Source organism: Sphingomonas zeicaulis (assembly GCF_050433225.1).
GTDB lineage: Bacteria > Pseudomonadota > Alphaproteobacteria > Sphingomonadales > Sphingomonadaceae > Sphingomonas_D > Sphingomonas_D zeicaulis.
In genome coordinates, this window is record NZ_JBNPXQ010000003.1 from 432,506 (window position 1) to 444,201 (window position 11,696).

The following is an 11,696-nucleotide window of genomic DNA, read 5'->3' on the forward strand; positions in this document are numbered from 1 at the left end:
TCAGGCGGCGCGGCGGCGTTCCTGGAGCACGCGGCCATCCAGCATGTGGACGACGCGGCTGGCATAATCGGCATGCGCGGGTGAGTGGGTCACCATCACGATGGTCGCGCCATCCGCGTTCAGCCCCTTCAACATGCTCATCACCTCGTCGCCGTGGCTGGTGTCGAGGTTGCCGGTCGGTTCGTCCGCCAGAATCAGGCGCGGGCTGGCCACCAGTGCACGGGCAACGGCGACGCGCTGCTGCTGGCCGCCCGAAAGCTGCGTCGGCCGGTGGCGCGCGCGGTGGGCGATGCCAACGCGGTCCATCACCTCGTCGGTGCGGCGGCGACGCTCGGCGGCGGGCACGTCATGATAGAGCAAAGCGAGCTCGACATTCTCGCGCACCGTGAGTTCGTCGATCAGGTTGAAGCTCTGGAAGATGAAGCCGATCCCGGCCTTGCGTACCGAGGCCAGTTCCGCCTCCGAAAGCCCGGCCACCTCGCGTCCGTCGAACATATAGCTGCCCGAACTCGGGCTATCGAGCAGCCCGACGAGGTTGAGCAACGTCGATTTGCCGCACCCCGAGGGGCCCATGATAGCCACGAACTCGCCCTCGGCGATGTCCAGGTCGATCGCATCGAGCGCCACCGTCTCGATCGTATCGGTGCGGTAGACGCGGCTCAGGGCGCGCATGTGCAGCAGCGGGGTTCCGGTCATCAGCGTCTCGCCTTTCATCGTGTCAGGTCCAGCCGATCCTTGTCGGCAAATCCGGTGTAGGGGGATGTGATCACGCGCTCGCCAGCCTCCAGGCCTTCCAGCACCTCGATCACTTCGGAATTGCGCCGGCCCATTCGCACTGGGCGCTTGATGGCGCTGGTGCCGTCAGGTGTGGCGACGAAGATCCAGTTGCCGCCGGTCTCGCCATAGAAGGCGCCGTTGGGCACCAGCAGTGCCGGTGCGGGATCGCCCAGGGTCAGCCGCGCCTGCAATGTCTGGCCGCGCTGGAGGTCGGCGGGCTCGGTGCCGATGAACTGCAGGTCGACGGTGAACTGGCCGTTCTGGACCTGCGGATAGATCTTGGTGACGCGTGCGCGAAACGTCTTGCCACCGCGTTCGAGCAACGCAGCCTGGTTCACCTGGACGCGGCCGAGATAGAATTCGTCGATGCCGGCGACCAGCTTGTTGCGGCCGGGGCTGTCGATCTGGCCAATGCGCTCACCGCGCGACAGCGACTGGCCGACCTGGATCGAGAATCCCGAAAGGCTGCCCGCCACCGGCGCGCGCAAGTTGAGCGCGTCGAGATTGGCGCGCGCCAGGGTGAGGCTCGATTCCAGCGATTTCGCGGCGGCGCGGAGCTGCGCGAGTTGGCTGGCCTGCAACCGCTCATCGGTGGCCTGGCCGTTGCGGAGCACGACTACGCGGCGGCGTTGATAGTCGCGATCGTCTTGCGTGTCGGCGAACTGGCGCTTGCTCACGAAGCCGCGGCCGATCAGCGCCGCCTCACGGTCGTGTTGGCGTTCGGCCTTGCGGCGCTCGGTTTCCGCCTCAAGCAGCGCGCGCTCGTTGGTGACGCGCGACTGCGCCAGCGCCAGTTCCTGGCTGCGCATCGTATTGAGCTGCTGCGTCACCTCGGTCTGGCGTGCCAGTACCGAAAGCTGCAGCTCGGCGTTGGAAAGGATCGCGATCGGCTGGCCGGCGGCGACGGTTGCGCCATCCTCGACCAGCACCTTCTCGACCCGCCCGCCCTCGATCGCATCGAGATAGACGGTGACGAGCGGCGTCACCCGCGCACGCAGCGGAATGAAGTCCTCGAACGTGCCGCGCGAGACGGTGGAGATCTTCACTCGATCTGCGGCGATGGTCTGGCTGCCGGTGCGGGGCATCAGCCACCAGATCGCCGCCAGCACGAGGATCGCCACAACCACGGCGATGGCAATGCGGAATTTGCGGGGGATGCCCCGCTTCGCGACGACGCGATCCATGCCGCTGCCACTTTGCGGACGGTCCAGCTTCTGCTCCTCGGCGATACGAATGACGCTCATGTCGTTCATCCAGCAAGCCCCATGCCAATCGCAACGGCGCCGCGCGCCCGGATCCGGTCGCCGCGACTGTCCGTTTCCGAACAGCGTTGTCCGCTAACGAACAGCGGGTGACCGGTTCCGATCACGCCAGCGGCACCTTGGGGGTCGTTTCGTCACAAGCGACGGCATGGCTCGGCGCCAGCGTAGGCGCGGCGATGCAGACGAGAAACAGGGCGATGACGCTCATCGTCCTGATGCCGGCGGGGACCTTCATGATGCGCTCCTCCCAAGAGATCATGCCGGGGAGAATGCAGGAAGCGTGCCAGAGCGCTTGGCTTTACGTTTCGCGAAAAGGGTTTTCTGCCAGTTGGCACGCATTTTGATTGTCCGATTTCGTACACCGTACGAGAAGGGACGACATGCCAGCCAAACCCGAATTCGATCTGTGTGTTGTCGTCGACGATGATGAGGACATCCTCGTCGCAGCGCGCCTGCTGCTGCGTCAGCTGTTTGCGGAGGTGCGCACCTTCTCCACGCCCGACGAGGCCATGACGGCGATCGCCCAGCGCTCACCCGATCTGGTCCTGCTCGATGCCAATTTCGCGCGTGGCGCAACGGATGCGCATGAGGGGCTTGCCTGGCTGGGCAAGCTGCTGGCGCATGATCCGGAAATGGTGATCGTGATGATCACCGCTCATGTCGGCCTGCAGGTGGCGATCGCCGCCATGAAGCAGGGCGCGACCGATTTCATCTCCAAGCCGTGGTCCAACGAACGGCTGCTGGCGACCGCGCGCACAGCCGCCGCGCTGCGCCGATCCCGCCGCACCGTCGCTACCGAGCGCGGCAAGGTCGCAACGATCGCAGGGGTCGGCGCCAGCACGGGTGCCCCCGGATCGCTGCTGCTCGGCGCCTCACAACCGATGCGTCGGGTGGGTGACCTGATCGCGCGCGCCGCGCCGACCGAGGCCAATGTCCTCATCCTCGGGGAGAATGGCACGGGCAAGGAACTGGTCGCGCGCGAACTGCATCGCCAGTCCCGCCGTGCCGACAAGGTGATGCTGACCGTCGATCTCGGCGCGATCAGCGAGGAACTGATCGATTCCGAATTGTTCGGCCATGTGAAGGGCGCCTTCACCGACGCGCGCACCGATCGCATCGGCCGCATCCAGGCGGCCGATGGCGGCACATTGTTCCTCGACGAGATCGGCAATCTGCCGCTGCACTTGCAGCCCAAGCTGCTGACCGTCCTCGAACAGCGCAAGGTGACGCCGGTAGGCGCCAACCAGCCGATCCCGGTCGACATCCGCGTGATCGCCGCGACCAACCTCTCGCCCGACCGGCTCGGCGACGAGCGCGTGTTCCGCACCGACCTGCTGTTCCGCCTCAACACCGTCGAAATCGAACTGCCGCCGCTGCGGCAGCGTCGCGACGACATCCCGCAACTGCTCACCCATTTCCTCGATCATTACGCCAAGCGCTACAACCGGCCGGTGCCCGAGGTTAGCGACGCGGCGATGGCCGCGGTGGTCGCGCATGACTGGATCGGCAATGTCCGCGCGCTGCGCCATGCGGTCGAACGCGCCGTCATCCTCGCCGGTGACGCACCGCTTGCGCCCGAGGATTTCCCGCTTACCTCTGGCACGCAATCACGGACCGCGCCATCGCTCGCGCCGCCCGCCCCCTCCCCCGCGCCGATCACGGCGCCCGCGATCACGACGGCTACCGCAGCGTCGGGCGGCGAGGATCTCAACCTCGACCGGGCGGAGAAGCGGATGGTCGAATCGGCGCTGCGCCGCCACGGCTACAACATCTCGCTGGCAGCGGCCGATCTCGGCGTATCGCGCGCCGCGCTCTATCGCCGGATGGAAAAATATGGGCTCTGACCGGCGCTTCGCCGCAGCGCTGGCGTTGCGCGTGGCGGCACTCGCGCTCGCCATCCTGCTGTTCGCCGCCAGTTTCGAGGTCAAGGGGCTGGGTGCCGCGCGGATCGTCGCCGCCGGGCTGGTGGCGGGGGCGATGCTGTGGCTGTGGAGCCATGTGACGCGCACCAACCGGCAGCTCGCGCGCTTCGTCGAATCGCTCGCGGTCGGCGATGTCGCGATGCGCTTCGACGGCACCGGCGGCCACAGCTTCGCTGAGGTGGCGACCGCCTTCGACGCCGCGCTCGATCGTCTGCGCGCCGAAAAGCTGGCCGATGCCGACGAACTCCGCTTCCTGCAGGCGCTGCTCGACGATGTGCCGGTCGCCCTGCTCGTCGTCCACGCCTCGGGCACGGTCGAACAGCAGAACAAGGCCGCGCGCCGGCTGTTCGGGCATGACGATGCGACGACGATCGACGATTATCGCCGCTACGGCGCCACCTTCGCGCGTCGGCTGGGCGGCACAGGCGCGTGGGAAGAGACGCTGGTGCTGCGGCTTGAAGGCCGGCAACAGCGCGCGATCGTGCGCACCGCGGAGGTCTCGCGGCTCGGCGTCGCGCTGCGCGCGGTGACGGTGCAGCCCGCCGAGGGCGCGTTCGATGCGGTGGAAATGGCCGCGCAATCCGATCTGGTGCGCGTGCTGACGCATGAGATCCTGAACTCGCTGACGCCGGTGACCTCGCTCGCCGCCACTGCATCCATGCTGATCGATACGCTTGAGCCTGGCGACGAGGACGCGCTGGGCGACGCCCGCGCCGCGATCGCAACGCTCGCGCGCCGTGCGCAGGGGCTGACCGAATTCGTGCAGGGCTATCGCGCGGTGGCGCAGCCGCCAGAGGTCAAGCGGCAACGCTTCGCCGCGCGCGGCTGGGCGGAGGAACTGGCGCGGCTCATCGCCGCAGAATGGCCCACCCTCCCGCTCACCCGCACGGTCGTTCCCGAGGATCTGACGATCCACGCCGATCAGGACCTGATGTCGCAGGTGCTGATCAACCTGCTGCGCAACGCGGCGCAAGCGGCGGGCGAGCATCGCGCCGACCCGCAGGTGGTGCTGCGCATCGCCGAGGATGCGCGCCATGATGTCGTCATCAGCGTCGCTGACAATGGCCCCGGCATTCCCGAGGCGCTGCGCGAGGATGTGTTTCTGCCCTTCTTCACCACGCGGCGGTCGGGCAGTGGAATCGGCCTCAACCTCGCGCGTCAGATCGTCGTCGCGCATGGCGGCACGATCGACATCGATGGGGAAGCCGAGGGCGCGACGATGGTCATTCGACTATAATCATATCGGCCAGAGGTTCTGGATCATCGATCAATCGAAGCGATTGTGCGGGAGATTGCACGCCCACTCGTCCGTTGTTCCTGCATCGATGGCGATAGCCGAGGAGGATGCGATGCCGGCCAAATCAGCGGCGCAACAGAAAGCGGCGGGTGCCGCACTGTCCGCCAAGCGCGGCGATACGCCCAAGAGCAAGCTCAAGGGCGCGTCGCGCGAGATGGAAAAATCGATGAGCGAGAAGCAGCTCGAGGAGTTCGCGACAACGAAGCGCAAGGGCAAGCCCGAACATGTGAAAGACTGATAGCGGAGACCAGCCATGCTCGACGTGCAATGGCAGAGCCGTGCCAGCCTGATGCGGGTCTCGCGCCAGGGCGTCCCCGAGCCGGAAGAACGGCTGGTCGCACGTGACACGCTGGAAGCCCTGGTCGCGACCGTCATCGAGATGCCGCCCGACCGCCAGCGCGGGCTGCTGATCCGCGTCGAAGGCCCCGAACATGTCGAAGAATATGACGATGCGGGTATCCGCGAACTCGCCGCACAGCCCGCTGGCGACGATGCCGAGCGGACCGAGACCGGCGCTTTGCCGTCGCAGCTCTCATTCGGAGACTGGCGGGCCTAACCCCACATCGTGCACCATTTGCGTCGCTGGCGCTCGTCATCCTCCGCGGCCTTTGCCGCCGCTGCCCGCCTCACCGCGGCCGGCCCCATGCCCGGCGCCGCGCGGCGGGCACGCCCGACCTTCACGAACAAGGCCGCGCTGGGCTCGACGCCGGCGCGCGCCGCGATATGCGCCATCAGCCCACGCGCGGCGTTCCAGCGCTGCTGCCCGCGTCGTTCGTCGGCGGTCGGTCGGTCCCGCCCGCACACCACACGCCAGAAGCGATCATGCATGCGGCGATCGCCGTCGCTCGCGGCATGCAGGCAGGCAAGTGCGAGGCGCAACGCCAGCGTCGGCACCACCGGCGCTCGCCGACATCGCTCCGCGGCATCGTCGAGCACACACAGTGCAAGGAAGATCGTGCGGTCAGGGCCGATTCGCATCCGGCCAGGATAGAGAACAAAAAGTGAACAGTCACGAGCCCCACATGCGGCTCAGCTGCTGTAGAGCGCTCCGCTGTAGACAGGGTTTTCCAACGCCGCGCCGGCGCCTTGCGCGACGCAGAACAAGGCGTTGTCTGCCACCTTCACCGGCAGGCCGGTGGTTTCCGCCACTGCCTGATCCAGCCGTGAGAGCAGCGCCCCCCCGCCGGTCAGCGTGATCCCCTCATCGATGATGTCCGCAGACAGTTCGGGCGCGGTATTCTCAAGCGCGGCCATCACCGCGCTACGGATCTGGCCGACGGGTTCGATCAGCGCCTCGGCCACCTCGGCCTCGGTGATCTCGATCTCGGACGGGCGGCCGGTGACGAGATGGCGGCCCTTCACCGTCATCCGCCGTCCCTCGCCCGCCGGCATCGTCGCAGCGCCGATGCCGTGCTTGACCCGCTCTGCAGTGATCTCGCCGATCATCAAATTGTGCGCCCGGCGGACGTGCGACGCGATCGTCTCGTCCATCCTGTCGCCACCCACCCGCACCGAGGCGCTGTAGGCGATGCCCTGCAGCGAAAGCACCGCCACCTCGGTGGTGCCGCCGCCGATATCGACCACCATCGCGCCGCGCGGCTCCGTCACCGGCATGCCCGCACCGATCGCCGCCGCCATCGGCTCGTCGATCAGTTGCACCTGTCGCGCTCCCGCATTGGACGCGGCATCGCGGATCGCCCGCCGTTCGACCATTGTCGCGCCGGTCGGCACGCAGATCACCACGCGTCGGCCGCGCGCGAACCGACGATGACCAAGCGCCTTCTGGATGAAGTGCTTGATCATTTGTTCGGCCACCTCGATGTCGGCGATCACGCCATCGCGCAGCGGCCGCATCGCCTGGATGTTGGCCGGCGTCTTGCCCATCATCAGCTTGGCTTCGTCACCGACCACCTTGACGCGGCGAACACCGTCGACCGTCTCGAGCGCGATCACCGACGGTTCGTTGAGGACGATGCCACGATCACGCACATGGACCACGGTGTTCACCGTGCCGAGGTCGATCGCCATGTCGTGGCCGGGAGAACTGAACAAACGGAAGAATCTCATATGGAATTGGCGGCCCTCATGCCTCGACCCCGCTTCTGCATCGGCCGTTCTTCGACCCTGTACGCCCAGGCTTGTCGAGCCCCTGCGTGCTGTGTGGCGGGCGTGGGTTCGTCAATCCGGCGTTGCGGCGGACTGTCCGTTTCGCGCGGCTGGCTGCGGCGCGGGCAGGTGAGAACCGTCCAGCCGCACGCAGGGGCGGGCAAATGGAGGCAATGGGGTCGCATCCAGCTTCGACCTCCGACGATGGAATGGAGAAACAGCATAATCCGGTATCCCGATAACGTATATTGAGGATTCTCCTCAGCCTCCTCTCCGCGACTTAACCTGACGCCATCTCTCGCGTAGAGCGTTGGGCAAACATGTCTGCTCCGCTTCCCCCCGTGTCCGTTGACGACCCCCGCGCGCCGTTCCGCATTCCGATCTTCCGCGCTGTGTGGCTGGCGTCGATGGCGTCCAACTTCGGCGGTCTGATCCAGTCGGTCGGCGCATCCTGGATGATGATCGCGTTGCAGGGCAGCGAACAGCAGGTCGCGCTGGTACAGTCGTCGCAGGCGTTGCCGATCATGCTGCTGTCGCTGCTCGCCGGCGCGGTGGCGGATAATATGGATCGCCGCACGGTGATGCTTGCCGCGCAGATCTTCATGTTGGTCGCTTCGGTGGCGCTGACCATCTTCGCCTGGATGGGCGGATTGACGCCCTGGCTGCTGCTCGCCTTCACCTTCCTCGTCGGCTGCGGCACCGCGGTGAACAGCCCCGCCTGGCAGGCATCGGTGGGGGAGATGGTGCCGCGCCCGGTGTTGCCGAGCGCGGTCGCGCTGAACAGCATGGGCTACAACATCGCGCGCAGCCTCGGCCCGGCAATCGGCGGCGTCATCGTCGCCGCGGCCGGCGCAGCTGCAGCCTTCCTCGTCAATGCGCTCAGCTATGTCGGCCTTATTTTCGTGCTGGCACGCTGGCGCCCGCCCGCCGTACCGCGCCCTCTGCCCCCCGAGCGCATCGACGTCGCGGTGGCCGCAGGCATCCGCTATGTCGCGATGTCGCCCAACATCCGCGCGGTACTGATCCGTGCGGTGCTGTTCGGTTTCGCCGCGAGCGCAGTGCCGGCGTTGATGCCTCTGGTCGCGCGAGACGTGATCGCGGGCGGTCCGCTGACCTACGGTCTGCTGTTGGGATCGTTCGGCGTCGGCGCGGTCGCGGGCGCGCTCAACAGCGGCCGGCTACGACGGCTGATGTCGACCGAGCGGCTCGTCGCGCTGGCATCGGTCGGGCTGGCGATCGGCGCGGCCGGCACCGGCGTCAGCCCTTGGCTGCCACTGACGATGGCCGCACTGGTTCTGGGCGGCGCCGGATGGGTGCTGGCGTTGTCGACGTTCAACGTCTCGGTCCAGCTCGCGGCACCGCGCTGGGTGGTGGCGCGCGCGCTGGCGCTTTACCAGATGCACGCCTTCGGCGGCATGGCGGTGGGCAGCTGGGTGTTCGGCTTCGTCGCCGAAAAGGAAGATGTCGGTACCGCACTGCTCGCGGCGGCGGGCGTGCTGCTGCTGTCGGCGGTGCTGGGGTTGCGCCTTCCGCTGCCGCAGATCGAAACGCTTGACCTCGATCCGACCGGCAAATGGCAGGAACCAAACACCGCGGTTGCGGTCGAGCCGCGCAGCGGTCCGGTGGTCGTCACGATCGACTATCGCATTGCCCGGGAAGACGTTCCCGCCTTTCTCGCCATCATGAGCGAGCGGCGCCGGATCCGCCGGCGCGACGGCGCACGACATTGGACGCTGCTGCGCGATCTGGCCGACCCCGAATTATGGGTCGAACGCTATCATGTGGCGACTTGGCTGGATTATGTGCGCCACAACCAGCGGCGCACCAACGCCGATGCGGAGAACAGCCTGGCGTTGCGCGCGCTGCATCGCGGTGATGAGGCACCGCGCGTCCACCGCATGCTCGAACGCCAGACCGGGTCGCTGCCGGTGACACGGGAGCCGGGGCCGCGCGAGATGGCCGATCCGATGACGGACGCGTCTCGATCGGCCTGACGGGAACCTACAGCGCGGGCTGCGCGGTCAGCGGCGCGACGATGGGCGCGACCGCGACCGACAGCGCGAAGGTGCCGACGAACAGCGCGCCGAAGGTCGCGAACAGGGTGCGGCGGATGTCCATGCTGGTACCGGTCATGACGACGGTCTCCGGGTTAGCGTTGCGCTGAGGAATCAGAGCAACGGCTGCGCGGTCATCGGCGCAACGGTCGGCAAGACCGCGGCAGACAGGGCCAGCGTGCTGACGAAAAGCGCACCGAAGGCGGCGAACAGCGTCCGGCGGACGTTGGGGATGGCGGTCATCGAAATTCTCCCTGGATCTGGTTGGCGGTGGTTCAGAGCAGCGGCTGCGCGGTCATCGGCGCGACGGTCGGCACGATCGCGGCGGACAAGGTCAGCGTGCTGACGAAAAGCGCGCCGAAAGCGGCGACGAGGTTCCGGCGGACGTTGGAAATGGTGTTCGTCATCTTGGTCACTCCTGATTGCGGCCGCATCATTGCGGTGGGATGCCAGGAGTAGTGCAGGGAGCGTGCCAATTCGCCGAAGCACGGATTCCCGGGGCTTGCTCGGCGAGATCGTAATAGTCGCGCCTCAAATTTCGCCGCTATGCGGCAATCATCGCCAATTCGTGGCGTTTCGCGCAATTCGCGCTTCGCTACGCTGTTCGATTTCGAACGACTGTCCGGTTCGGGACAGTGGCGCCTAGCCGACCGCCGAGGCGTGGACCGGCGCTATCCTTCGCCGAGCAGCTGCGGCCAATCCACGTTCGGGATCTGCAGCAGGTACTTCTCCAGCACGGCCACCTCATCATCGCGCACTTCGGAGACAAGCGGGCTGGGCAGTTCGCCTTCGCGCTGATAACCGACGCGGGCAGCATAGGCGAGCGCGCTGGCGACGGACAGCCAGGCGGCCTTTTCCGTTTCGTCGCCGGTCTCTTGCTCGCGGATGAGGATGCCTTCATCCTGCTCGTTCTGGAGCGTGTCTTCCGCCGCATAGGCCGGCGCCTCGCTGGCCAGCATCCGTCGCGCAAGATCGAGCGCCGAGCGCGCGTCGGCGATCTGCCCGGCGTCCGAGAGCCCTTTCAGCCCCTCTTCCCCGCCGTCGAGTGCGAGCAGTGCACGGCGTTCGTGGGGGAGCGCAGCGGCAAGCTGCGCAAATTATCCGGCCGTCGGCATCCTATTCGTCAACGATCACGCGCGACATACCGCCCGTTGCGCACCGTGAAGTCACTGGGATCGACCAGCCGCGCACCGGGCTGCGTTTCCACCGTGACGCGGATGTGGAGGTCGGGATAAGCGTTCGCTGAGCTGCTTGATCACGTCAGCCGGCTTGTCCCGATGCAAGTCCCTGGCGGCAGGTGTTGCACACCCCGGTCGAGTTGGAGATGTGCATGCTCAGCGTGCGGGCCGGCCACGTCAGCCTGCCTCAACCCGGCCTGATCGAAGGCGCGGATGAACTGGTTGGCAATATCCTCCTGGCGTGCGCGCGAAGGGAGCGCGGGCCGTCCACCTGCCGACAACGCCGTCACCCACCTGCTCGGCCCGGTGCCCAGCGAATCGCATGTTTATGTCAGCCTCAAGCATGGCGTGCCGCTGTCGGTGATCGCCACCGACAATGAAGAGCATTGGGTGGTCGACGGGGAACGGATCAGCCTGCTCTGACCGCGCTCAAACCGCGCGCAGATAAGCCAGCACCGCACTGACCGCTTGCCGCTCGAGCGCGGCGGCGTCGCGCGGCTCGCGCGGGTGGACGAGCGCGGCGTGGGCGAGGCTGTGCATGATCTCCGCGACGACCAGCGGGGCATGGTCGGCATCGACGCAGCTTATCTCTGCCTTCACCGCCGCCGGCAGCAACCCCATCTGCTCCGCCACCGCCTGCTTGGTCGTCGGGTGATGGTGCCCATGCTCGGCGCCATGGCCGAAATCATGGTCGAGCGCATCGTGCAGCGCCGGATCGAGCCGGTGGGCGGCGAAGACGGCATGGACGATCCGCGTGATCGCCTCTTCCAGCGTTGCAGGCGGCGGCCGCATCGCGTCCGTCACGAGCGCGTGGATGCGATGGCCGTGGCGGTGCACCAGCGCGGCGATGATCGCCTCCCGGTTCGGAAAATATTGATAGAGCGAGCCGATGCTGACGCCGGCTTCAAGCGCGATCGCGTTGGTGGTGGCCGCTTCCCGGCCGCCGCGAATCAGAATGCGAGCGGTCGCGTCCAGCATCGCCTCCACCATTGCCTGCGATCGCGCCTGCCGCGGCAGTTTTCTTGGCGCCGAACCATGCATCGGATGATTTCCCCCCGCGAGTATCAAACGCGATCGATCGCTCGCATTATCCCTTTAGC

Annotated in this window: 16 protein-coding genes; 6 read left to right on the forward strand and 10 right to left on the reverse strand. The window is 67.0% G+C overall.

All coding sequences use genetic code 11. From position 1 onward, the window contains the following. The 3 genes from FHS96_RS14725 to FHS96_RS14735 form a co-directional block, all read right to left on the reverse strand. On the reverse strand, nucleotides 1-696 hold the full coding sequence (locus tag FHS96_RS14725) for an ABC transporter ATP-binding protein (protein ID WP_429592812.1): 696 nt from the start codon (nucleotides 694-696) through the stop codon (nucleotides 1-3). Between the two features lie 14 nt (nucleotides 697-710). After that, nucleotides 711-2,021, reverse strand: coding sequence for an efflux RND transporter periplasmic adaptor subunit (locus FHS96_RS14730; RefSeq protein WP_429592815.1), 1,311 nt, complete (start codon nucleotides 2,019-2,021; stop codon nucleotides 711-713). Nucleotides 2,022-2,142: 121 nt separating this feature from the next. Next, a complete protein-coding gene (locus tag FHS96_RS14735) occupies nucleotides 2,143-2,274 on the reverse strand; it encodes a hypothetical protein (protein ID WP_429592818.1) in 132 nt (43 codons plus the stop codon). A gap of 145 nt (nucleotides 2,275-2,419) precedes the next feature. Here FHS96_RS14735 and FHS96_RS14740 point away from each other — a divergent pair, with 145 nt between their 5' ends. The 4 genes from FHS96_RS14740 to FHS96_RS14755 all read left to right on the forward strand — a co-directional run bounded on the left by FHS96_RS14740 (nucleotide 2,420) and on the right by FHS96_RS14755 (nucleotide 5,814). Continuing rightward, complete coding sequence (locus FHS96_RS14740; RefSeq protein ID WP_429592821.1) at nucleotides 2,420-3,883, forward strand: sigma-54-dependent transcriptional regulator; 1,464 nt, start codon at nucleotides 2,420-2,422, stop codon at nucleotides 3,881-3,883. Next, nucleotides 3,873-5,198: a sensor histidine kinase gene (locus FHS96_RS14745; RefSeq protein ID WP_429592824.1), complete on the forward strand. Its 1,326-nt coding sequence runs from the start codon at nucleotides 3,873-3,875 to the stop codon at nucleotides 5,196-5,198. The genes FHS96_RS14740 and FHS96_RS14745 overlap by 11 nt, the downstream gene beginning before the upstream one ends. Nucleotides 5,199-5,310: 112 nt before the next feature. Next, nucleotides 5,311-5,496, forward strand: a complete 186-nt coding sequence (locus FHS96_RS14750; protein ID WP_429592827.1) for a DUF3008 family protein — start codon at nucleotides 5,311-5,313, stop codon at nucleotides 5,494-5,496. Between the two features lie 15 nt (nucleotides 5,497-5,511). Next, nucleotides 5,512-5,814 (forward strand): hypothetical protein, encoded by a 303-nt coding sequence (locus FHS96_RS14755; RefSeq protein ID WP_429592830.1) that lies wholly within the window; start codon nucleotides 5,512-5,514, stop codon nucleotides 5,812-5,814. Here the strand turns inward: FHS96_RS14755 and FHS96_RS14760 are convergent. Together FHS96_RS14760 and FHS96_RS14765 are read right to left on the reverse strand one after the other, a co-directional pair. Continuing rightward, complete coding sequence (locus FHS96_RS14760) at nucleotides 5,811-6,155, reverse strand: hypothetical protein (RefSeq protein WP_429592833.1); 345 nt, start codon at nucleotides 6,153-6,155, stop codon at nucleotides 5,811-5,813. The two genes, FHS96_RS14755 and FHS96_RS14760, sit on opposite strands and share 4 nt — an antisense overlap. Nucleotides 6,156-6,287: 132 nt before the next feature. Beyond that, complete coding sequence (locus tag FHS96_RS14765; protein WP_429592836.1) at nucleotides 6,288-7,325, reverse strand: rod shape-determining protein; 1,038 nt, start codon at nucleotides 7,323-7,325, stop codon at nucleotides 6,288-6,290. A gap of 359 nt (nucleotides 7,326-7,684) precedes the next feature. Between FHS96_RS14765 and FHS96_RS14770 the strand changes: the two genes are divergently transcribed. Continuing rightward, nucleotides 7,685-9,358, forward strand: coding sequence for an MFS transporter (locus FHS96_RS14770; protein WP_429592839.1), 1,674 nt, complete (start codon nucleotides 7,685-7,687; stop codon nucleotides 9,356-9,358). Between the two features lie 7 nt (nucleotides 9,359-9,365). Here FHS96_RS14770 and FHS96_RS14775 read toward each other — a convergent pair whose 3' ends face one another. The 4 genes from FHS96_RS14775 to FHS96_RS14790 form a co-directional block, all read right to left on the reverse strand. Beyond that, complete coding sequence (locus FHS96_RS14775) at nucleotides 9,366-9,497, reverse strand: hypothetical protein (protein ID WP_429592842.1); 132 nt, start codon at nucleotides 9,495-9,497, stop codon at nucleotides 9,366-9,368. Between the two features lie 35 nt (nucleotides 9,498-9,532). Continuing rightward, nucleotides 9,533-9,661, reverse strand: coding sequence for a hypothetical protein (locus tag FHS96_RS14780; RefSeq protein ID WP_429592845.1), 129 nt, complete (start codon nucleotides 9,659-9,661; stop codon nucleotides 9,533-9,535). A 32-nt stretch (nucleotides 9,662-9,693) separates the two neighbouring features. Continuing rightward, a complete protein-coding gene (locus tag FHS96_RS14785) occupies nucleotides 9,694-9,825 on the reverse strand; it encodes a hypothetical protein (RefSeq protein ID WP_429592848.1) in 132 nt (43 codons plus the stop codon). Between the two features lie 264 nt (nucleotides 9,826-10,089). Further along, the gene (locus FHS96_RS14790; protein ID WP_429593075.1) at nucleotides 10,090-10,473 is read right to left on the reverse strand and encodes an Imm6 family immunity protein; all 384 of its coding nucleotides are present in this window, start codon (nucleotides 10,471-10,473) and stop codon (nucleotides 10,090-10,092) included. Nucleotides 10,474-10,818: 345 nt separating this feature from the next. Between FHS96_RS14790 and FHS96_RS14795 the strand changes: the two genes are divergently transcribed. Further along, entirely contained in the window at nucleotides 10,819-11,019 is a 201-nt protein-coding gene (locus FHS96_RS14795; RefSeq protein ID WP_429592850.1) for a hypothetical protein, read from the forward strand. A 6-nt stretch (nucleotides 11,020-11,025) separates the two neighbouring features. Here the strand turns inward: FHS96_RS14795 and FHS96_RS14800 are convergent, their stop codons facing one another. Then, complete coding sequence (locus tag FHS96_RS14800) at nucleotides 11,026-11,574, reverse strand: TetR/AcrR family transcriptional regulator (protein WP_429592853.1); 549 nt, start codon at nucleotides 11,572-11,574, stop codon at nucleotides 11,026-11,028. Nucleotides 11,575-11,696 lie beyond the last annotated feature (122 nt).